A 20488-nucleotide genomic window follows, 5' to 3' on the forward strand; every position below is an offset into this window, starting at 1 on the left:
CCCGAGTATAACCTAAACCAACAAGAATAAAGGGTGAGCTCTTGAAAGGACTTCTCAACGTTGCATTGTTTAGCACCTTAGTCAGTGCAACTTCTGCTATTGCACAGCCATTCTCAGTTAAGTCATTAGATTTTGATTTTACTATCAGTCGCCCTCCTTTAAGCGCGAATTTAACGTCGCATCCTGGAGACGAAATCGTCGTTTTTGGTCGTAACCAAACCCAAGCTCAACAAATTGCGGTCGTTGCTTTGGTAGATGGCGAACTCAAGCAAATCGATAGATTTGCCATCGGCGAACAATATTTTGGTTATGACATCAGCGACTATGAAGCCGAGCAAGACACCTTGTATTTTCTAGCGAAGGATCACATCGCGCAGTATCAATATCCGCAAAAAGATGGTGAAGCCCGATTACTGGCCTTTAGCGATGTGCAATCGATTTACCGTATCGCCCAAAGTAACTATATGAAGCAAATTGATTTCATCTATGACATCAATAACGATGGTCTAAGCGATGTGGTGTTGCCTGATTTCTCACAGCTCAATGTGTGGTTATCGCACCCAGAGCGCGAGTTCAAAAAAGTATCATTGCCCGTTGCAAGCCACACCCTATTGGAAAGAAATGAGTTTTCCGCCTCACCCGCGCAAGTATTCACGCTTGATGTAAACAACGATGGGTTATTAGACATCGTCTATCTCGAAAAAGGCGCGCTCAAACTTCATATTGCCCATAAACGCCACTTTGAAGAACAAAGCGTAGCAATCCGCGAAGGCGTGTATGCCGTAGACTGGTGGGATCAACTCGGAGAAGATGGCCAACCCCTTGATCAAAGTGACTTAAAATACAGAAAGCTTGAACGGGTCGAAGACGTGAACGGGGATAAAATTCCAGACCTCGTCGTACGCTACACCCAAAGCTCAGGGGTGTTCGATAGAACCAATGATTATGAGATGTATTATGGCCAGTTAAATGCCAAAGGCGCATTGAGCTATAACAACGTCCCGAATACCACTATCAGTTCAGAGGGGACCCTCACCGACTTGCAGTTACAAGATATCGACGGCGATGGCGCAAAAGAGGTGATGGTCGCCAGTTTTGAACTGGGCGTTGGGCAAGTGGTATCGGCTTTGCTCGCAAGCAGTATAGACCAAGATATTTTTGTATATTGGCAAAACCAGCTTGGTGAGTATCCCAAAAATCCAACCTTGGACTACGAAACTGAAATTGGTTTCAGTATTAGTAAAGGGCGCGCCAGCGAGCCACTCGTTATGCTCAGTGATATCGACGGTGACGGCCGCAAAGATTTGTTATTTTCGCAAGATGATGCCCTGCTTTACCGCCTCAATGACGGCCAGCGTTCATTCGCCAGAAGCAAAAAGCAAACTGCTCCCTTACCCAAATCAGGCAACCAAATCAGTAGTGCGGATATCAATAGTGACGGCAAAAACGACCTCATCATGTATTACGGCAAGCTCGACTCCGCTGAGAAACAAAAACGATTGAGCGTGTTGATCGCTCAGTAAACTAATCGGTAAGATTCACAATGCCAGCCTTAGCTGGCATTTTTGTATCTCCAAAGTGCGCAGTTAAAAACAGCACAGGTTCATGTTGGCGCTTTATAAATGAATAAGTATAAAATCTAAGTATTTTTTATGAGTGATGACAATTCCTCTCTTTTAATAACCACTTAGACTTGATGATGGGATAATAGGAAGGCATAAATGAATCGAGTTTCACTGACTTTGGGGATGGCACTTATTGCTCTACTTTCCGGCTGTAGCAGTATTTCACAGCAGCAGTGCGATCGCGGCGACTGGTTCGATATTGGCTTTGATCACGGTCGTGACGGCTATAGCCTGTCGCGGGGCAAAGACATTATTTATGAGTGCTTAGAATACTCAATACGCCCGAACCTTGCAGATTACCAGCGCGGCCACAAGGAAGGATTAAAAGACTACTGCCAAAGCGAAAATGCCTTTCAACTGGGTTTGCGTGGTGAACGCTACAACGGTATTTGTGGCACGGAGGAATTTCGTATCGCATGGCAACAAGGTTACGACCGTTACACGCTGACGCAACGTCGTTACGAGATCAACTCACGGCTCAATGCTATAGACTCTCAGCTTAAAAACATTTCCTATCGCTTATATACCGAAGAGCTTGATTCTTCGCAGCGCAAAGAGTTACTGCATCAGCGCCACAGACTTGAGCACGAACAAGATGACTTGCGCCAAGAACGAGCGTTACTGCCCGTTATCCCAGGCTCATCACCTGTTTATCGACGCTAAGTAAATGAGCACAGCGGCCACTGTGCTCATACGATATCTTTGCTACACCAAAAAGACGAAGCACACCACAGCGACAAGACTAGAAATCAGCAGGCTCAAAACCGCCCCTTGTTTTACCATGTCCTGAATTTCAATCTCTCCGGTACCGTAGGCAATGGCATTAGGTGCCGTTGCCACCGGTAACATAAAGGCACAACTGGCCGCCATTGCTGCGGGGATCATAAATGCTGTTGGCTCATAGCCCGCAGACAACGCAGCCACAGCAAGTATTGGCATGAGCAAGGTAGCAGTGGCCGTATTACTGGTAATTTCCGTAAGGTAAGTAACAACGAGACACAACACCAAAATCATCATCAAAGGGGGTAAGTAAGACAGCGATGACAGCCACTCTCCCAACATAGTACTGAGCCCTGATGCACTGAATCCTTTAGCGATAGCGATGCCACCAGAGAACAGCAACAACATGTCCCAAGGTATTGACTTAGCAGAAGGCCAATCTAATAAGCGCCCGCCTTTACCATTAGACACGATAAACATCACGACCACCGCAAAAAGCGCCACAGTGCTATCACCTGCTCCCTCAATCCCAAACAATGCACTCCAACCACCAAACGGCTCACTTCGCGTTATCCAGGCCAACGCGGTTAAACCAAATACAATGAGTGTGCGTTTTTCCTCGACGCGCCATGGGCCCGGTTGAGGTAGTTCAATTTCATGATCCAACTTCACATTACGGGTGAGCCACAAAGCCATAACCGGAATAGCAAGGATGACAACGGGCACACCTATTTTCATCCAATCGACGAAGCCGAACTCCATCCCTGTATGTTCCTCGTAAATTCCCGCAAAAATAACATTGGGAGGCGTGCCAATCAGTGTCCCGAGCCCGCCCACACTCGCTGCATAAGCGATGCCGAGTATAAGTGCGGTTTTGAGCTTTTTATTATCTACATGACTTAAAATTGCTAAGGCCATGGGTAACATAATTAAGGTGGTTGCCGTGTTGGAAATCCACATACTTAAAAAGCCAGCGGCAAGCATAAAGCCGAATACCAGTTTGCGCGCGCTGGACACCCCGACCATACGCACCATGTACACAGCTAACCGTTCATGAGCGCCACTTTTTTCCAATGCTTTTGAGAGCATAAACGCCCCCATCAGCAACAAGATCACATGACTACCCAACGATGACGCCGCTGTTTTATGATCGATGACCCCAAAAAGCGGTAACAACGCAAAAGGCACAAGTGAAGTTGCAGGAATAGGTAGAGCTTCAGTGACCCACCAGATCACAGTCAGCAATGTAATTGCGCCGGCGTAAGCGCCCTGTTGCGAGATCCCAACTGATGCCAGAAAAAAGTAAAATGAGATGCTTAAAATAGGGCCGATTAAAATAAAGTGTTGGCGAGTAATAGTCATTAACGTTTTCTTTTTATTATTTTTATTGCTCTTGGCTAAGTATCAACACAGCGTGTTGTATTAGCGATTGGCCTGCATTTATAACCTTAATCATAGTGCTAGAGCAACTTTACACAACAAATAAGCCGTAACAAAAAAGGCCGCAGAGCGGCCCTTGGTTAGGAAAGGTTATGGGCTGTGAATTAGTAACCCAGCACACTCGGTGCGAGAAACAGAGTTACCAGTGTGATCAACGCGATGGCAATGAGGTTGAGCACAAAGCCTGCACGAATCATGTCTTTGATCTTGATTTCACCCGAGCCAAATACGATGGCATTAGGTGGCGTTGCCACTGGCATCATAAAGGCACAGCTCGCCGCAATCGCCGCAGGAATGACCCACACCAATGGCGTGCCCGTGATTGACTCAGCTACGGGGCCAAGTAGGGGTAAAAAGCCCGCGGCAGTCGCTGTATTACTGGTAATTTCCGTTAAGAAAGTGATCAGCGCCGCGACAATTAATACCCCAACCGCTAGCTGCAATGACCCTGCGCCACTAAGCATGTTGGCGATATAATCAGCCAAACCAGAAGATTTGATCTGTGCAGCAAGCGTTAAACCGCCACCGAATAGCAATAGTATGCCCCACGGCACTTTAGCGGCATGATCCCAATCCAATACTCGTTCATCACTGCCTTTTTCGGCGGGTAACACAAACAGCATCAGGGCCGCAGCAATGGCAATACCAGTATCAGAAATCGCCAGTCCTGTTAGGTTTGCGAGCAAAGGTCTGAACACCCAACACAGTGCCGCAGCAGCGAAAACAACCAGCACGCCCTTTTCCGCTCTAGACATGCTTCCAAGCTGCGCCAACTGCTTTTTAAACATACCTTTGGTTTCAAGCGTTGTGCCACTTTGATCTACCTTGTACATCACTTTTGTTAGCCAAACCCATGTCAGTATTAGCATTACAACCGACAACGGCACGCCAATCATCATCCATGTGGCAAAGCCGATTTCTATGTTGTAGCTGTCAGATAGATAGGCCGCCATTAGAGCGTTGGGCGGTGTGCCAATAAGGGTTGCAATGCCGCCAATACTCGCGCCATAGGCGATACTCAATAGTAACGCTTTGGCAAAACCCTGGCACTCACTACCATTGTTTTTGAGCAAATGGACTACGGATAATGCGATAGGAAGCATCATCACCGCTGTCGCCGTGTTTGACATCCACATTGATAAAAATGCCGTCACTAACATCATCGCCATAATTTGTGTGCTGGGTTTATTGCCCGCTACCAGCAAAGTGGTTAAGGCGATGCGCTTGTGTAACCCCCAACGCTCCATCGCTATAGATAATAAGAAACCGCCTAAGAACAGATAAATTAGTGGGTGCGCATAGGGAGAAGCGACCGCTTTTATCGGCGCAATGTCTGCTAGGGGGGCAATCACCAAAGGAAGTAAAGAAGTAGCGGGTATCGGCACCACCTCACTGACCCACCAACTTGCCAACCAAAAAGCTAAACCTGCGGTGCGCCATCCCGCTACCGATAAACCACTGGGAGGTTCAACAAAACCGGTGAGCAGCATAAACACAGGTCCAAGCCATAAAAACAGGTGTTTTGTGAGGGTGTTACGTTTTTCTTGAGTCATCATTCACCCCGTTAGAATAAGTATTTCAAACCAATAGCAGTGCTGGTATCGGATTGTGTTTCTAGCTCTAATTGCGAGGCCATGATGTAGGCGGTTGTTTGCTTATCAAACACATAATCTAGACCCAAAGTAAATTGCTCTACTTCTTCGGAGTGACGCAATAAGCTATTGTCACGGGCATATTGCACCTTTGGCTGCCACGTGTCCGTTAATTTATAGCGGGCACTGAGCACCATGCCATTGCCGTCTTTGCTGCCATCTAGGCTTTCGCTATTTTGTAAAATCGCGCCAAGTTGCAATTTGTCCCATCTGTACGCCGCACTAAAACGGGTCGCACTAAGATCCAGCAATGAATCGGTGTAGCTTAAGGCGAAGTAATAAGGCACGGTTTTCAGGCTACGGTCACCATAGCCAACAACCGCAGCCACACCATTTTTATCGCTGCCAGCGTCATCTTTTGGTGCCACAGTTAATACCACAGTCCAGTTTTTTAGGTTCGGGCTAACATAGGTAATGGAATCGCCAACTCGATATTGGCCTGCCAATACTTGGCCGATATCCGCTTGGGTTTCATTGAATAAATCGACTTTGCCTTCACTGCGTTTAAAGCCTGTGTCATTGCGGCCAAGCAATAATGAGCCATATTGAGATTTGAGACCAATGTAGGTGTTACGCGCGGAGAGCGGCTCATTGCCATTGTCGCCTTCTACGCCATTGATTTGTACTTCGTACTTGAAAATAACTTGCGTGGTTTCATTTAAATTGTGGCTACCGTTAATACCCAAACGTGAGAATGGTGAGTCAACTTGGGTGCCTTTTTCGGTGTAGCGCATGATGCCTTTGTCAGTGTGCGCAAGTTGCACCTCGGCTTTGCCATAAATATTGTATTCGCCAGCGAAAGCGGTGTTTGACGCCAAAAGCGCCAAAGCGAGAGTTGTCAGCATAGGTTGTTTTATCATCGTTGTATCCTCTTGTTGCTTTGTAGGATACATTCAAAAAACTAACCAATATTAAAAATATAAAATAAACAATAAGTTAAAAATAACACTGTATTATTTTCAAGCCGGCGTGTGCGGATTTCCACACACCAAGCTCACACAAATTCACTAAATCCACACAACGGCTTAATCATCTTGCGTGTACATAGTGCGCTGCAAACCGTACTTGGCCATTTTGTCGTACAAGGTTTTACGTGGGATCTGTAGCAGCTCCATCGCGTGTTTAATACTGCCTTGGCTCTGCGCCAGCGCATCTTCGATTAAAGATTGCTCGTAATATGCCACTTTTTGGGCAATGCTCAGGGTTTCTGATTCTTGCGCGCTGATCGGGCCTGACTGCAACGCTAGCTGCTCGCCCAGTAAAACCGTGCGTTCGGCATGATTGCGCAACTCTCGAACGTTCCCCGGCCAATCATATTGCATCAAACTGGTGCGCAGAGCATCACTGAGCGGCACAAAAGACTTATGAAAACGCGCAGCCGCAATAGATAGGAAATGCTGATATAACAGTGGGATATCTGCTTTTCGTTGACGCAAAGCTGGAATTGGCACCTTAACCAGATTTAAACGAAAAAATAAATCGGCGCGAAACCTTCCCTCATCCACAAGAGTTTGTAAATCCACTTTGGTTGCAGCAACCACACGAATATCCAAATTAATAGCTTGGTTGCTGCCCACCGGAGTAACCGCGCGCTCTTCCAATACTCGCAGCAGCTTAACCTGCAAACTCGGCGACATAGCCTCGATTTCATCAAGAAACACCGTGCCACCATTGGCAAACGCAAATTTACCTTCTCGCGCTTGGGTTGCCCCGGTATAAGCACCGCTGGCGGCACCAAAGAGCTCACTCTCAATCAAGTCTTCTGGAATAGCGCCACAGTTAATTGCCACAAAATGATGTTCTGAGCGGGCACAATGCTCATGTAGGTATCGGGCAACCATCTCTTTGCCCGTCCCCGTCTCACCTTCGATAAGCACATCTGCTGGGGTGTCGATAACCGCATCGAGCAGCTGCATCATCTGCTGCATTTGCTGAGTTTCCCCGAGAATACGTACCCCTGGCGCCGATTTTTGCTGCACTTGCCTTTTGAGCTGGCGGTTTTCTAGTACCAGAGTGCGTTTATCTAGCGCGCGAGCGATGCAATCAAGTAGTTGTTCTGTGATCGGTTTTTCAAATAAATCATAAGCCCCTAGTTGCATCGCTTTTACCGCGGTGGAAACATCTGCATAGCCAGTAAGAAATATCACCGGTAACTCAGAGTCAAACTGCTGCACTTGGGTCAAAAAATCGATGCCGTTCATCATAGGCATGCTGATATCACTGAGTACCACGCCTTCAAAGCGTCGGCTCAGTGTGTGCAGCGCTTTGTTTGCATCATCAAAACACTTAACCGCATAGCCTTCGAGCTCCAATAGCTGTTGCAGTGAGTCGCGGATACTCGCTTCGTCATCGATGACATAAATGACCTTGTTTGTGCTCATGATTCAGGCTCTTGTTGATGTAAACTGATTAAAAATTCCGCACCACCGTCAGGGTGATTATGGGCGCTCAAATTACCGTGGAACGACTCTATAATTTGCTTTGAAATCGATAAACCCAAGCCCAACCCATGCTCCGATTTAGTGGTGTAGAACGGTTCGAAAATACTGTTCAAAGCATGGTGTTCTATCCCCAAACCGCTGTCGATAATCGACAAATAGACTTTTGCATCTTGGGTCATAGCTTCAACACGCAACTGTTTGTTGCTTTGCTGCTCCATAGCCTGACAGGCATTGGAAAATAAATTTACCAATACTTGTTCGAATTGATAGGGGTCAACCCACACATTCACGTCGATAAGTGTTTTTTCAATACTAACCTGATGGCGGTTGAGCTCTGGTCCAACAACAATTAAGGCATTATCGATACACTGCACTAAGCTAGCCTCACACATTTTGTTGTCGTGCTTTTGTGAAAAGGACTTTAGCTGCGCCGCAATTGCGTGCACTCTGCGGATCAGCTGTTCAATCAAAGCAATATTTTCTAAGGCTTTGTCCGTTTCACCACGCGCTATTAAGCGTTTGGTTGCTGCCGCGTAAGCACTCATGGCGCTTAAAGGCTGATTAATTTCATGATTAACACTGGCACTAAGTTGGCCGATGGTCGCCAACTTTGCCGCACGAATAAGTGCATCTTGTGCTTGTTCAAGCTCTATAGTGCGCTCTTGCACTTGGGCTTCAAGCGAACTTTGGCTGAACAATAATTGTCGGTAGCCAGCAAGCTTTACCGACAAATATTCCACCAGCAAAATCAACAACAGCAGCACCACAAAAGCCACAGCGAGGCGTGCGGCATGGGTATCGGCGAAAGGCGATATGGGGCTGAGCATCCATAAGCGGTAATCGGTATCAGTAATAGGCGCTTGGCTCATCACATAGAGTTGCTTGTTTGCACGCACCATAGTTTGGCTATCATGCACCTGCCAATCAATCGCTGCGATATCACGAAACAAAAACTGTTGTGAGGACTGAAGTTGCCGCTGTTGCTGCTCGGGTAACGTGCTCACACTGTGTAGCTGCCATTGTGGATTATTCGATAACAACACCACCTTGTTTGTGTCGAATAACACGAACTGACTACTATCAGAGGTATCCAAACGTGCTTTATCAGTCTCGAATTTACTGGCGTTGGCTTTAAGTACAATCACGCCTTGAATTTCACCGTCTATGGCAACGCCCTGTGAGAAGTAAAAACCGCGCTGCTTTGAGCGTTGACCTAGGGCAAAATCAATAACGCTCTGCCCCTGTATCGCCCGTTTGAAATAGGGGCGAAATGCAAAGTTATTACCTTTGTAACTGTGCTCAAGCAGCCAGTTGCTCGTCGCTATCACAGTGCCATTGCGGTCCAACAAATAAACATCTGAGGCGCCGCTGGCTTGTTGTACGTCGTTTAAATAACGGTCCACATCATCAGTAGCATTACCTAGACTGATCGTTTGGCGAACCATAGCACTGTCACTTAAAAACTCGACGATACGACTGTAGCGGGAGAATTCACTGTCTATGTATTGGGCCAATTGCTGCGCATGGCGCTGTGTACGCACACGATTATCTTCAAGAAGCTGCTCTTTGGTAAGTTGGTGAGTTGCTGCCAAACCAACAATCAGCAACACTGCGTACATCGCAAATTTAATAATCTGATTTGACACTCTTTTCCTCAGTAACACCCTATATAGCGCATTGCAGTGTACCAATGCTGTTGCCATCTGGGTAGCAAGGTTGCGAAGGAGAAAAAAACTAAACCCGAGCAAGCTTCATTTATTTACCCATAGGCTAGGCTTAGTTACACTAGCGCCCTATTTTTTCCTCGAGCTCAGTTAATGCTTTCTCCGCATCACCGCATCTTATTTACCGCCATTGCGTGTGTGTTGTTGGCTATGGTTACAATCCAATCGGGTGCATCCATTGCCAAGCAGTTATTTCCTTTAGTCGGCCCAGAGGGCACGACAGCCCTACGTCTTGGTTTTTCGGCTTTAGTGTTGTGCTTAGTATTCCGTCCTTGGAAAGCGCTACCGCAAGGTCAGCAATGGCGTAGCATTATCGTCTATGGCCTGTGCTTAGGGGGCATGAATATCACCTTCTACTACGCCATTGAGCGTATTCCTTTAGGTATTGGTGTAGCGCTTGAGTTTACCGGGCCTCTGGCGGTGGCATTACTGAGTTCCAAACGTAAGCGCGACCTGTTGTGGGTGGCGTTTGCGATCGCTGGTATTGTGCTGCTGTTGCCAGAAATCGATGCCGAAAAGGGTTTAGATCCAGTCGGTGTAGCTTTAGCATTAGTAGCAGGGGCATGTTGGGCTGGGTATATCCTGTTCGGCAAGAAGACCGGCACGCAAAGTTCTGGTGGGCGAACAGTTGCCTTGGGTATGACGGTTGCGGCCTGTGTATTAGTGCCATTTGGCGCCGTGCAACAAGGTACGGCGCTACTGAGCTGGGAAGTGATCCCGCTTGGCTTCTTAGTCGCAATCATGTCCAGCGCCTTGCCCTACACACTTGAGATGGTGGCTCTGCGCAACATGCCTGCACAGGGGTTTAGCGTGATGATGAGTTTAGAGCCCGCTTTCGCTGCATTGGCCGGCTTCCTAATTCTTCATGAGTTGCTTTCACCACTACAATGGGTGGCCATCGCCTTAGTTATCATCGCATCGGTAGGCAGTTCAATGCAGCCACCAGCTAAAACGCATTCTCAATAATTAATATTGAAGCCTGCAAATCTGCAGGCTTTTTTGTGCCACATGCCATAGTTGAGCTTGTTATTTTTTTGTTAAATTAAATGTGATCTTTCCTGATTCGCCTTGCGTACACTTAGATTACGCGGACACGAAGTATCGTCCTATATGTGTGAAAAAAGGAACATCCTATGAGATATTTACTACTCGTTAGTAGTCTGCTTCTCGTTAGCGCTTGCAGCGATGACGATGATGATACTGAAATTATAACGCCTCCAACTCCTCCTCCCGTTCAAGAATTTAGTGCTAGTCAAACCTACGAATTAACACTTTCCGGCGCACAACAAGTACCGATGAACATGTCGATGCAATCAGCAACTGCGACCGTTGAGCTCGATGAAAGTCTAATGCAGTTTCGGGCAACGTTAGATGCCAGTAGTGTAGAGGGCTTCAGTGCTGCGCATATTCACGATGGTGACCTTGGCGCCAATGGCGATGTTGCGTTCGCATTTGAAGCCGCTGGCGAGGGCATGTATGAAGTTGCGATTACTGAACTAGACGAAGCGTTAATCGCCGATTTAATGGACGGTGATTGGTACATCAATCTGCACACTGATGCCTATGCAGATGGTGAATTGCGTGCTCAGATAGTCCCTGAAACCACAAGCATTATCACTTTCGCCTTAAATGGTAGCCAACAAGTACCTATGAATGACAGTGATGCCATAGGTTATGGCTATGCGTCTTATGACAGTGCCAGCACAGAGCTGCGTTTAAGAGCCGTGACCATGGGTGTAGATGACGCAACTGCTGCGCACATTCATACCGGTGCATTGGGCATGAATGGCGATGTATTCGTAGTACTTGAGCAAGACGATGTAGTCATGACCGATTGGGTAACCCCCGAAGGCACGACTATCGACAGTGACACACTTGCTCTGCTTCTCGATGGCGGCCACTACGTAAACGTGCACACGCCTGAGTTTACTGGCGGTGAAATTCGCGGCCAGATATTAACAAACAACTACGCTGTCGCTACCTTTGATTTAAGTGGCGCGCAAGAAGTGCCTATGGTCAGCACTATGGCTGATGGCGATGGTTATGCATTAGTCGACACTAACGATTACAGTGTTGAATTAACTGTGCGTACAACGGGTGTTGATGATGCGAGTGGCGCACATATTCACACCGGACGCGTTGGTGAAAATGGCGCGGTGTTGGTTGCACTTGAGCAATCGATGGACGATACAAATGTATGGATGACACCAGCGAATACCATGATTAACGCGGACATTTTTGCAGTGCTTGCTTCCGGTGGCCATTATGTCAATGTGCATACCCCTGCAAATGCAGGTGGCGAGCTACGTGGGCAAATCCTCACGAGCAACTATCTGTTTACTAGCTTTAAGCTCAGTGGCGAGCAAGAAGTCCCCGCTGTCGATACTGATGCCAGTGGTGAAGCCTATGCGTTAATTAACATGAATGACTACGCGCTTGAGCTGCGCGTTAATACCATGGGCGTTGATGACGCCACAGGTGCGCACATTCACACCGGTCGCATTGGCACCAATGGTGATGTGCTCGTAGCACTTGAGCAATCTATGACTGACCCTGCAGTGTGGACAGCGCCCGCCAATACCATGCTCAATGCCGATATCTTTGCGGTGCTAGCGTCAGGCGGTCACTACATCAATGTACATACGCCAGCAAATACAGGCGGTGAACTCAGAGGGCAAATTATTGCTGACAACTACGTGTTAGTCACCTTCCCCCTTAGCGGCATGCAAGAAGTGCCGGCTGTAGATACCATGGCGTCAGGTGATGGCTATGCGTTGGTGAATATGGACAATTACCACCTTGAGTTAAGAGCATTAACGCAAGGCGTTAGTGACGCCACTGCCGCACACATTCATACTGGCCGAATTGGTATGAACGGCGATGTATTAGCGGCTCTTGAACAATCTGCCGATGATATGAATCTGTGGCAAACACCAGAAAATACTATGATCAATGCTGACATTTTTGCAGTACTCGCATCAGGTGGCCACTACGTTAACGTGCATACGCCAGCGAACCCGGGCGGCGAACTACGTGGGCAAATCCTAACCGACAACTATGTGTTCGTCACCTTCCCTCTAAGTGGTGCACAAGAGGTGCCCGCAGTTACAACAACCGCAAGCGGCGATGGCTACGCTCTGGTTGATACAAACACCTACAGTGTTGAACTGCAAGTATTAACCTCTGGGGTTAGCGATGCCACAGCTGCTCATATCCACACCGGTTTTGCTGGTGAAAACGGCCCTGTGCTTGTAGCGCTCGAGCAAGATATGGACGACATGAACCGATGGATGAGCAGTACGGGCACTATGATCAATGCCGATATTTTCTCCGTACTTGCAATGGGTGGCCACTATGTCAATGTGCATACGCCCGCAAACCCAAGCGGCGAAATTAGAGGTCAAATTCAGTAACACCAGAGGATGACACCTCCCTGTCCAAAGGCCGACTTAGCTCGGCCTTTTTCTTGCCACGCAGAAATTTATGCCCGCCGACAAGTCTGAGCTGATCGTTTAATAATCAATGCACGTATAGATTGTTACTTGTTGTTAATAGGCATGATTTGAATTAACTAAACAAGTTGTGAGGATTTTTATGGGCACTAAAAAGCCAGCTAAGCGCTGGCTTTTTTATTCGTGCACCACGTTATAAATATAAAAATGCTCAGTGAGGTGAGCGCCCTGTTGCGTAACCTCTTGAGGAATCTCTTGCAAAGTAAATCCAAGATTATTCAGTAATTTAATTGACGCTTCATTACCTTTATCAACTCCAGCGATCAGCGTTTGCCATTGTTGCTGTGGCGCATATTGTTCAACAAATGCTGTCATCAACTCAGTAGCAACACCTTGCCGCCAAAATTGCTCTGCCAGTAAATAACCTATGTTAGTGCTGTGTTGAGTATCTATTGAAGCAAACATGAGCCCCATGAGCTCGCGGTTTGCACGTGAACATAGACAATAAACTCGACTCTGCTTAAGCATATTTTCCAACAGATCTCGTGCAGACTCCCTATCCCTCACCCTAGCAAAGAATGGCGGTAAGTAACTGACTACGGCTGGAGTCAGGATGTCGCTTAACTCCTGAGCAAAGGCATCTATTTGCTCAGCAGAGGTTAGTGAAGTCAGTTCAATAACATCAAGTCGCTGAGTTGAATAGGCAAGTATCATAAGGTTTTATGCACTTTCCAAGGTGGACTCAAGCGATTTTCACCTGCCCAGTAAAGCTTAACTTTGTTGCCCGAAGGGTCTCTCACAATTGCTTCTGTCCACAAATACCGCTGCTCTGTCGGCATTTGCTCAAACTCGATTCCACGCTCAATAAGCGTTTGTACCAGCTCATCAAGATGCTCATGCTCGAAGTAAATCACTGCCCCACCTGAGTTCGCGTCACTATCAAGTGACAAAGAAAATGTGGCCTCGCCATCAGGACAGGAAAAACGCGCATAATGGGGCGTATCCACTATCTGCGTAAACCCTAAAGTAAGGTAGAAGTTAACCGCCAGTTCCATGTTTTTAACTGGCAAAGTGACTTGATTTAAATTCATATAGTGCTCGTTAAGTAAGTTATCTGCACGTTTTCTAACGTTTATTTTCGGGTAAATCGTTACACAAAGAGCAGGCTATATTTTTCTTGAAATTATAAGCGCGCCTAAGTGCAAATACAGTAATTGAAATCGCTGCCCAGATTAACCCAAATTCGATGGCATAATCTAAATCACGCCCCTTAAAATACTGCACCCCCGCCAAAAGCATCAACACTACAGGAAAGGCGATAAGGTATTGTATTGTCCATTTTCTAATTGGCACACTTGTTCCCTCCGCTTAGTATTTTCAATACTTCACATTAACGAGTTACAAGCCTGTTGCAAATATCATTTTCTACTGGGCTCATCACACGGCAATTTCGCGCCTAAGTCTTCCTAATTCACTCTGGAGGTCACAAGGCCATGTGAGAAAGGCGCTGTTCAATGTCGAGTCTAACGAGCCAAGGTGCAATCGCTAGCGCCATGAGTAGTTTATTATGAGCGCTTTGCATCAATCTTCTTTGCGCAAAACAGCAAGTATGCCCACTGTGCTTCAGCCTTATAACTATGCCTAGTCTAGTAACCTAGATTAGCGGCTACTCGCCTAGCAGCGCGATAAAATCATCTAACTGCGATGCTAATTCTCTGAGCTGCTGCTCATGGCAAAGCAGCGGCTCGCGCAATTTCGCTCGCCAACTCTCAGCTTTTGGTTTCAACTCTAAGCCGCCAGCGGTCAAATCGATTTTCAATTGACGCTCATCTATTTCACTGCGTACACGACTGATTAATTCCAACTGCTGCATGCGCTTTAGTAAAGGCGTAAGCGTACCAGAGTCGAGATGCAGCTTATCTCCCAGCGCTTTGAGAGACAGTGGCAACGATGCTTCTTCATGCGCTTGCCAAAGCACCATTAACACCAGATATTGGGGATACGTAATCCTCAGCTCTTTTAGCATAGGTTGATAGCCACGCACCACAAGGCGCGACGCCGTATAAAGCTTAAAGCACAACTGATTGTTCAGATGTAATGCATCACTCATATTACGCGCTCAGCAATGCCTCGATATCTTTGCGAATATCTTCTGGTTTAGTCAATGGGGCATAACGCTTGAGAACCTTGCCGTTTTGGTCGACTAAAAACTTGGTAAAGTTCCATTTGATTTTCTTGCTGCCCAAGATGCCAGGCGCTTGTTCTTTTAGGAAATTAAACAATGGGTGCGCATCTGCGCCATTGACATCAATTTTGCTCATAATCGGAAACGACACGCCGTAATTGAGTTCACAAAACTCACTTATTTCGCTGTCACTACCTGGCTCTTGCGCGCCAAACTGATTACAGGGGAAACCAAGCACCACAAGACCTTTATCTTGCAAGTCTTTATACAAGTCGTTTAATCCTTGATACTGAGGAGTAAAACCACACTTGCTCGCCGTGTTCGCAATTAACAATACCTTGCCTTGGTAGTGCGACAACTTAACTTCTTCACCGCGGTTATTTAGTGCTGAAAAATCATAAATGCTCATAAAGGACTCCAAAATAAATTGTGCACAATATAATTGATCAAAATTCACTTTGTTGCAAGATGAGGTAAAGATCTCAATATTGTATACAATATATTTTTAGTGTAATTTGTCCGTCACCAAACAGTTAGTGACAACAAAAAATGAAATACCTCCTTATTTTAGCTTGCGCACTCATCCTGAGCGCGTGTAGCTCCTTACAGTACAGTAATAATGACGAGCAACCCTACGAGTATGTTGATGCTTGGGCTTTCACCCCCTCAGAACAACAGTTCAGTGCAGCACTCGATTACATCAGCGCACAAACCAACTATGCAAAACCCAATTGGAACAGCATTAATGACGCACTTTACTTTATGCGTGCTTATAGCTATTACGGAGATTTAGAAGCGCTTACTGACGAGCAACTCCAAAGTTTAAATGATGCGCTGGTTAGCTTAGCTGGAAAAGCAGATACTGCTTCGACGCCCCAAAAGCAGCGTTTTATGGAGCAATTTGCCGTCACCGTGTATCGCTTATTAGATACACCCAAATTGCATCAAAACGCCTCACAATGGCTCTCGACCATCGCACAACAGCTTACAGAACAAACGTCTTCGAGCACTTTGGCGAGCGATTACGCTTTGTGGGAAAGCTATCGCATGATTGGCTTTTTAGCGTTTAGTGCCCGCAGTGAAGAACGCCTAGCCAATGCGCTCGTCTCGGATGAACTTCTGCAACAAGTACTAGTCGCACATATCGCCCACGGCGACTGGCATCAAGCGCATGCTCTATGGGCGCTTGGGTACATGCATCAACTACTTGATGAGCAGGCACAGCAAGCGTTAGATCAACAAGTCTGGCAACAAATTACGCGTTATGAGTCGGACTTAGCAAAACAACAATCTCTGTTCTCAGGTATTTACCTAGTTAATAGCTTTCGAGGATTGAGCAGCTGTGAAGAAACTTTTCAAGGTCAATGTAGCGTTAACGATATTGATGATGCGCTACCCATTAATCATGCCTGTTCAGAGTCGTTGTTCATTCGCGCCACCTCGCTAGATTCCAGCCAACTCGCCTATAGCTGTGAGAAACTGACTGCTCAAGAGGAAGACTTTCATCGCTTATTAGCGACGCACAAGCAGCCTGTTGCCAATGACCATAATACTGCATTGCGGGTAGTCATATTCGACAACTACAGTGACTACAATCGCTATGGCCAACTACTTTTTGACATCAACACCAATAATGGTGGCATGTACATTGAAGGCACTCCCAGCGATCCAAACAATCAAGCAACCTTTTATTCATTTCGTGCTTTTTGGACACAAGACCGCAACAAAGTGTGGAACCTCAACCATGAATACGTGCATTACCTCGATGGCCGTTTCAATAAATACGGAGGTTTTGGTCACTTCCCCGCTCAACTAGTTTGGTGGAGCGAAGGACTCGCTGAGCTTATCGCCAAAGGTAATAATAATCACCGCGCTAATGAAGCGATAACTGAAACGCCAAAAGCGGAGCGCCCTACCCTAGAGGAAATTTTCGCGACTAACTACGAAAACAGTAGTAGCCGCCAAATATATCAATGGTCTTATCTGGCTATTCGCTATCTCGCTGAACATGACCTTCAGGGCCTGCGTCTGCTACAACAACATCTAAAGGGTGATTTTTATCAAGGATACTCAGACACACTCGCTATGTTGGCGCAAAAACACCAAGGTCAATTTGAGGCGTTTTTAAATCACTATCCTGAAGCAATAAAACAACAAGCAGCGAAGGAAAAACGCAAAGTAAACAAGCTTTATCGCTATCTTTACCGCGATTATTTGATGCCTGAGCACTTGAGTTACGGCCAAGGGCATAAACATATTTTTTAGTCGCGTTAATGATGGGGCAATTGTTGCCCCATCATTGCTAGTTCCGCTCACCACTTTGCTATAAGCTCTAGGATGGCCGACTCATTTGGATGACCAAACAACATCGACGATGCCTTGTGATGAAAAATTTTGACCGCCAACACAAAAAATGAACAAAGATAAACACACCCTAAAGCAAGCTGTTAACGAGCGAAATACATGGATTTAATCACACCCACCTTGGCGTTAGAATCAAGTTATCGAAGCTATATAAGAGAGTTAGGCGATGAAGAGCGCTACCCGTTTCCTCTGGATTTTGAGGATTCAGACTTCACCGCGCTGTTGGCACGTATCGAAGAGTTTGCGCAAGGAAAGAACCTGCCCGAAGGCTATGTGCCCAGCTCAACGCTTTGGCTTGTTGAGCAAGACGAAATTGTTGGTATCACCAATATACGACATATCTTAAATGACAACATCAAACATTGTGGTGGCCATATTGGCTTAAGTATTCGCCCGTCAAAGCGAGGACAAGGCCTAGGCAGAGTGTTGATGCAACAGTCCATTGAATTTTTAGCTTCACATGGCACCTCCCAAGTGCATATTCACTGTTACAAAGACAACACGGCATCTGGGAACACAATTAAGGCCTGTGGGGGCATTTTGCACTCTGAGATTGCCGCAGGTAACCAATTGGTACAAAGATATACAGTCACACTGTAAGGGACTCATTTACACAGGAGTAAACAATGTCGATAAAGCAGCTGATATTTGTATTGTCTCTATTTCATAGCTTTAACCTCAATGCGAAAACCGTTGAGGCGAGTATGGACGACCTTTGGTCTGGACTGTCACATGCGGCCAACGAAGCCGCAAATATTGCCGTGCTCGATGACGTGTTTCACTCCACAGCAACAATTTACGGTGTGCGATACCAACAACAGGCTGCAAATTTGCGCGTACTGACACGAGATGAGTTTTTAAGTTCGCTTGCTAAAGTGCGCGACACTGGATTTTATGAGTGCGAAATTGCTCGGAAAATTATCCAGTATGACCGATTTGCAACCGTTTACAGTGTTGTTGAATCCCGCACCGACAAGGCACAAACCCACCCCGATTTTACCGGAGTGAATAGCGTGCAATTATACAAAGACGATGATCGCTGGCGCATTGTGTCTTTGTATTACCAAGTAGAGCATCCTAGCATCCCCATCGAAAGTACTTTGCCCAAGCGAGATTGCAAATAACACCTTATTACTGGTTATTTGTGCGCGTACAGCGAATAAACTCTATTTTCATCAACACCAAGGCGATGAACACTGCAATGGAAGAAATACCTAGCAACGGGTCAATCGCTTCTAGTGATACGAAGCGCCCATAATACAAAAATAGCCCGATTAGCACTGTAACGGCGCCTAGTTGATGCACATAAAACTGCACAATAGCCAGTTTAGAAGTCGAATTATTTAGCCACAGCTTATGGCACAGCCCATAAATGAACGACAGCAAAAAGCCAATCAACATAAAATGCGCATGGGTCACATGTTGTGTTGGGTTTTTAGATGCAGCCATGTAAATCCCAAGCAATAAACCTAAAATTGCATAGCCAAAGGCCGTTAAAATAAATTTGCGGTCCATAAGCACCTCCGTTTTGATTAAACAAAATTGTAGTCCAAGTCTTGATATCGCGATGGTTTCACTTGATACCACAACCTTTGAGTAAAGCTGGTTTTCAAATCACAAATCTGTTTTTATAAACAATAATCAAAAACTTAATGGTTGAACTTTTGGCACTCAAACACAGTTTATATCGGCTATACCATTTCGGGCTGCGCCTTGCTGCCTTGGCTTTGCCCATTCCCGAACCGCATGTTTTCCACGGTGACCACGCAATTCACAACTGGTTGCATGACCTTGCTGATAGCGAATGTAAACGGATATTGCTAGTTAGCGACCCAGGCATTATTTCCCTAAATTTACACAGTCCCCTACTCAATGCGCTCAACAAGCAAGGTGTTGAGGTGGTGATATTCAGTGAGCTCAGTGCCAATCCGAGCATTGCTCAGATTGAACAAGGCGTAGGTGCCTACGTGCAACATAAGTGTGATGCCTTGCTTGCCATCGGTGGCGGCTCGGCCATGGATTGCGCCAAACTAATCGGCGCACGAGTGGCTCGTCCGCAAAAGTCATTGCGACAGATGCAAGGCTTGTTTGGGGTACTGCGCAAGTTACCACCTCTTTATGTGGTGCCTACCACTGCGGGTACAGGCTCGGAAGTCACAGTCGCTGCTGTTGTGAGTGATACTGACAAACACCTTAAATTCTCCATCAACGACTTATGCTTGGTGCCCAAAGGCGTGTTGTTTTTGCCTGAACTGACTACCGGGCTCCCCCCCGCACTCACTGCAACTACGGGGATTGACGCACTCACCCATGCTATCGAGTCATACATCGGGGTAAACGATACTCGCTACACCCGTGAAAAAAGTGAGCAAGCGATAAAAATGATTTTTGCCGCCTTACCAACGGCATTTCATCAGCCAGATAATTTATCAGCACGCACCGAGATGCTCTGGGCTGCAATGTATGCAGGGCAAGCGTTTACCCGCACGTCGGTGGGATATGTGCACGCCATCGCGCATCAACTTGGGGCGCTATACGGCATAGGTCACGGGCTTGCCAATGCGCTCGTGCTGCGTGCTATGTTAGATTTTTATGGTTCTAGAATTGACGTTAAGCTGACACAATTGGCCAAGAAGGTGATTGGAAATGACAGTACCGCGGCACAGTTACGCCAGCGTATCCAAGCGCTACTCGAAGATTTAAACATCCCTCTTCATATCAAGCAATTACGTGAACAGGACATTCCACTGATTGCTTCGCAAGCACTAGCTGAAGCGCACCCTGATTACCCAGTGCCATGCTTTATGAACCAAACAGATATGGAATCCGTGTTGCACTCTTTACTTGCCAGTCACCCTAACTCAAGCTAAATAGCTAATCATGTT

General features: G+C 46.5%; 19 protein-coding genes. 8 read left to right on the forward strand and 11 right to left on the reverse strand.

The window, feature by feature from the left end:
* Positions 1–41: 41 nt before the first annotated feature.
* On the forward strand, positions 42–1523 hold the full coding sequence (locus V1358_RS08425) for an FG-GAP repeat domain-containing protein (protein WP_347393209.1): 1482 nt from the start codon (positions 42–44) through the stop codon (positions 1521–1523).
* 198 nt (positions 1524–1721) lie between these two features.
* Positions 1722–2288, forward strand: coding sequence for a DUF2799 domain-containing protein (locus V1358_RS08430; RefSeq protein WP_347393210.1), 567 nt, complete (start codon positions 1722–1724; stop codon positions 2286–2288).
* A gap of 42 nt (positions 2289–2330) precedes the next feature.
* On the opposite strand, the gene V1358_RS08435 is transcribed toward V1358_RS08430, so the two are convergent.
* The 5 genes from V1358_RS08435 to V1358_RS08455 form a co-directional block, all read right to left on the reverse strand.
* The gene (locus V1358_RS08435) at positions 2331–3707 is read right to left on the reverse strand and encodes an SLC13 family permease (protein WP_347393211.1); all 1377 of its coding nucleotides are present in this window, start codon (positions 3705–3707) and stop codon (positions 2331–2333) included.
* A 182-nt stretch (positions 3708–3889) separates the two neighbouring features.
* A complete protein-coding gene (locus V1358_RS08440; RefSeq protein ID WP_347393482.1) occupies positions 3890–5338 on the reverse strand; it encodes an SLC13 family permease in 1449 nt (482 codons plus the stop codon).
* An 11-nt stretch (positions 5339–5349) separates the two neighbouring features.
* The gene (locus V1358_RS08445; RefSeq protein ID WP_347393212.1) at positions 5350–6297 is read right to left on the reverse strand and encodes a porin; all 948 of its coding nucleotides are present in this window, start codon (positions 6295–6297) and stop codon (positions 5350–5352) included.
* A 165-nt stretch (positions 6298–6462) separates the two neighbouring features.
* The gene (locus tag V1358_RS08450) at positions 6463–7818 is read right to left on the reverse strand and encodes a sigma-54-dependent transcriptional regulator (protein WP_347393213.1); all 1356 of its coding nucleotides are present in this window, start codon (positions 7816–7818) and stop codon (positions 6463–6465) included.
* Complete coding sequence (locus V1358_RS08455; protein ID WP_347393214.1) at positions 7815–9524, reverse strand: sensor histidine kinase; 1710 nt, start codon at positions 9522–9524, stop codon at positions 7815–7817. The genes V1358_RS08450 and V1358_RS08455 overlap by 4 nt, the downstream gene beginning before the upstream one ends.
* A gap of 171 nt (positions 9525–9695) precedes the next feature.
* On the opposite strand from V1358_RS08455, the gene V1358_RS08460 reads away from it, so the two are divergent.
* Both V1358_RS08460 and V1358_RS08465 read left to right on the forward strand, forming a co-directional pair.
* Positions 9696–10568 carry an EamA family transporter gene (locus tag V1358_RS08460; RefSeq protein WP_347389544.1) on the forward strand — a complete coding sequence of 291 codons (873 nt, stop codon included), beginning with the start codon at positions 9696–9698 and terminating at the stop codon, positions 10566–10568.
* A 167-nt stretch (positions 10569–10735) separates the two neighbouring features.
* Complete coding sequence (locus V1358_RS08465) at positions 10736–13015, forward strand: CHRD domain-containing protein (protein ID WP_347393215.1); 2280 nt, start codon at positions 10736–10738, stop codon at positions 13013–13015.
* A 216-nt stretch (positions 13016–13231) separates the two neighbouring features.
* On the opposite strand, the gene V1358_RS08470 is transcribed toward V1358_RS08465, so the two are convergent.
* The 5 genes from V1358_RS08470 to V1358_RS08490 form a co-directional block, all read right to left on the reverse strand.
* Positions 13232–13768, reverse strand: coding sequence for a GNAT family N-acetyltransferase (locus V1358_RS08470; protein WP_347393216.1), 537 nt, complete (start codon positions 13766–13768; stop codon positions 13232–13234).
* Positions 13765–14145, reverse strand: coding sequence for a VOC family protein (locus tag V1358_RS08475; RefSeq protein ID WP_347393217.1), 381 nt, complete (start codon positions 14143–14145; stop codon positions 13765–13767). Before V1358_RS08475 ends, V1358_RS08470 begins: the two co-directional genes overlap by 4 nt.
* Positions 14146–14179: 34 nt before the next feature.
* On the reverse strand, positions 14180–14407 hold the full coding sequence (locus V1358_RS08480) for a hypothetical protein (protein WP_347389548.1): 228 nt from the start codon (positions 14405–14407) through the stop codon (positions 14180–14182).
* Positions 14408–14720: 313 nt separating this feature from the next.
* Complete coding sequence (locus V1358_RS08485; protein ID WP_347393218.1) at positions 14721–15164, reverse strand: MarR family winged helix-turn-helix transcriptional regulator; 444 nt, start codon at positions 15162–15164, stop codon at positions 14721–14723.
* 1 nt (position 15165) lies between these two features.
* Entirely contained in the window at positions 15166–15648 is a 483-nt protein-coding gene (locus V1358_RS08490; protein WP_347389550.1) for a glutathione peroxidase, read from the reverse strand.
* A gap of 140 nt (positions 15649–15788) precedes the next feature.
* Between V1358_RS08490 and V1358_RS08495 the strand changes: the two genes are divergently transcribed.
* The 3 genes from V1358_RS08495 to V1358_RS08505 all read left to right on the forward strand — a co-directional run bounded on the left by V1358_RS08495 (position 15789) and on the right by V1358_RS08505 (position 18727).
* The gene (locus tag V1358_RS08495; RefSeq protein WP_347393219.1) at positions 15789–17504 is read left to right on the forward strand and encodes a collagenase; all 1716 of its coding nucleotides are present in this window, start codon (positions 15789–15791) and stop codon (positions 17502–17504) included.
* 198 nt (positions 17505–17702) lie between these two features.
* Positions 17703–18203, forward strand: a complete 501-nt coding sequence (locus tag V1358_RS08500) for a GNAT family N-acetyltransferase (protein ID WP_347389552.1) — start codon at positions 17703–17705, stop codon at positions 18201–18203.
* A 26-nt stretch (positions 18204–18229) separates the two neighbouring features.
* Positions 18230–18727, forward strand: a complete 498-nt coding sequence (locus V1358_RS08505) for a nuclear transport factor 2 family protein (protein WP_347393220.1) — start codon at positions 18230–18232, stop codon at positions 18725–18727.
* 7 nt (positions 18728–18734) lie between these two features.
* Here V1358_RS08505 and V1358_RS08510 read toward each other — a convergent pair whose 3' ends face one another.
* On the reverse strand, positions 18735–19118 hold the full coding sequence (locus tag V1358_RS08510; RefSeq protein ID WP_347389554.1) for a TonB-dependent receptor: 384 nt from the start codon (positions 19116–19118) through the stop codon (positions 18735–18737).
* A gap of 137 nt (positions 19119–19255) precedes the next feature.
* Here V1358_RS08510 and V1358_RS08515 point away from each other — a divergent pair, with 137 nt between their 5' ends.
* The gene (locus V1358_RS08515) at positions 19256–20473 is read left to right on the forward strand and encodes an iron-containing alcohol dehydrogenase (protein WP_347393221.1); all 1218 of its coding nucleotides are present in this window, start codon (positions 19256–19258) and stop codon (positions 20471–20473) included.
* Positions 20474–20488 lie beyond the last annotated feature (15 nt).

The sequence above is a fragment of the Pseudoalteromonas pernae genome, assembly GCF_039831865.1.
GTDB classification, from domain to species: domain Bacteria; phylum Pseudomonadota; class Gammaproteobacteria; order Enterobacterales; family Alteromonadaceae; genus Pseudoalteromonas; species Pseudoalteromonas pernae.

What these genes read in the sequence shown, in the direction of transcription:
- V1358_RS08430 (WP_347393210.1), top strand. Translation starts at nt 1,722, where the DNA reads ATGAATCGAGTTTCACTGACTTTGGGGATGGCACTTATTGCTCTACTT.
- V1358_RS08435 (WP_347393211.1), bottom strand. Translation starts at nt 3,707, where the DNA reads ATGACTATTACTCGCCAACACTTTATTTTAATCGGCCCTATTTTAAGC.
- V1358_RS08440 (WP_347393482.1), bottom strand. Translation starts at nt 5,338, where the DNA reads ATGACTCAAGAAAAACGTAACACCCTCACAAAACACCTGTTTTTATGG.
- V1358_RS08445 (WP_347393212.1), bottom strand. Translation starts at nt 6,297, where the DNA reads ATGATAAAACAACCTATGCTGACAACTCTCGCTTTGGCGCTTTTGGCG.
- V1358_RS08450 (WP_347393213.1), bottom strand. Translation starts at nt 7,818, where the DNA reads ATGAGCACAAACAAGGTCATTTATGTCATCGATGACGAAGCGAGTATC.
- V1358_RS08460 (WP_347389544.1), top strand. Translation starts at nt 9,696, where the DNA reads ATGCTTTCTCCGCATCACCGCATCTTATTTACCGCCATTGCGTGTGTG.
- V1358_RS08465 (WP_347393215.1), top strand. Translation starts at nt 10,736, where the DNA reads ATGAGATATTTACTACTCGTTAGTAGTCTGCTTCTCGTTAGCGCTTGC.
- V1358_RS08470 (WP_347393216.1), bottom strand. Translation starts at nt 13,768, where the DNA reads ATGATACTTGCCTATTCAACTCAGCGACTTGATGTTATTGAACTGACT.
- V1358_RS08475 (WP_347393217.1), bottom strand. Translation starts at nt 14,145, where the DNA reads ATGAATTTAAATCAAGTCACTTTGCCAGTTAAAAACATGGAACTGGCG.
- V1358_RS08485 (WP_347393218.1), bottom strand. Translation starts at nt 15,164, where the DNA reads ATGAGTGATGCATTACATCTGAACAATCAGTTGTGCTTTAAGCTTTAT.
- V1358_RS08490 (WP_347389550.1), bottom strand. Translation starts at nt 15,648, where the DNA reads ATGAGCATTTATGATTTTTCAGCACTAAATAACCGCGGTGAAGAAGTT.
- V1358_RS08495 (WP_347393219.1), top strand. Translation starts at nt 15,789, where the DNA reads ATGAAATACCTCCTTATTTTAGCTTGCGCACTCATCCTGAGCGCGTGT.
- V1358_RS08500 (WP_347389552.1), top strand. Translation starts at nt 17,703, where the DNA reads ATGGATTTAATCACACCCACCTTGGCGTTAGAATCAAGTTATCGAAGC.
- V1358_RS08505 (WP_347393220.1), top strand. Translation starts at nt 18,230, where the DNA reads ATGTCGATAAAGCAGCTGATATTTGTATTGTCTCTATTTCATAGCTTT.
- V1358_RS08510 (WP_347389554.1), bottom strand. Translation starts at nt 19,118, where the DNA reads ATGGACCGCAAATTTATTTTAACGGCCTTTGGCTATGCAATTTTAGGT.
- V1358_RS08515 (WP_347393221.1), top strand. Translation starts at nt 19,256, where the DNA reads ATGGTTGAACTTTTGGCACTCAAACACAGTTTATATCGGCTATACCAT.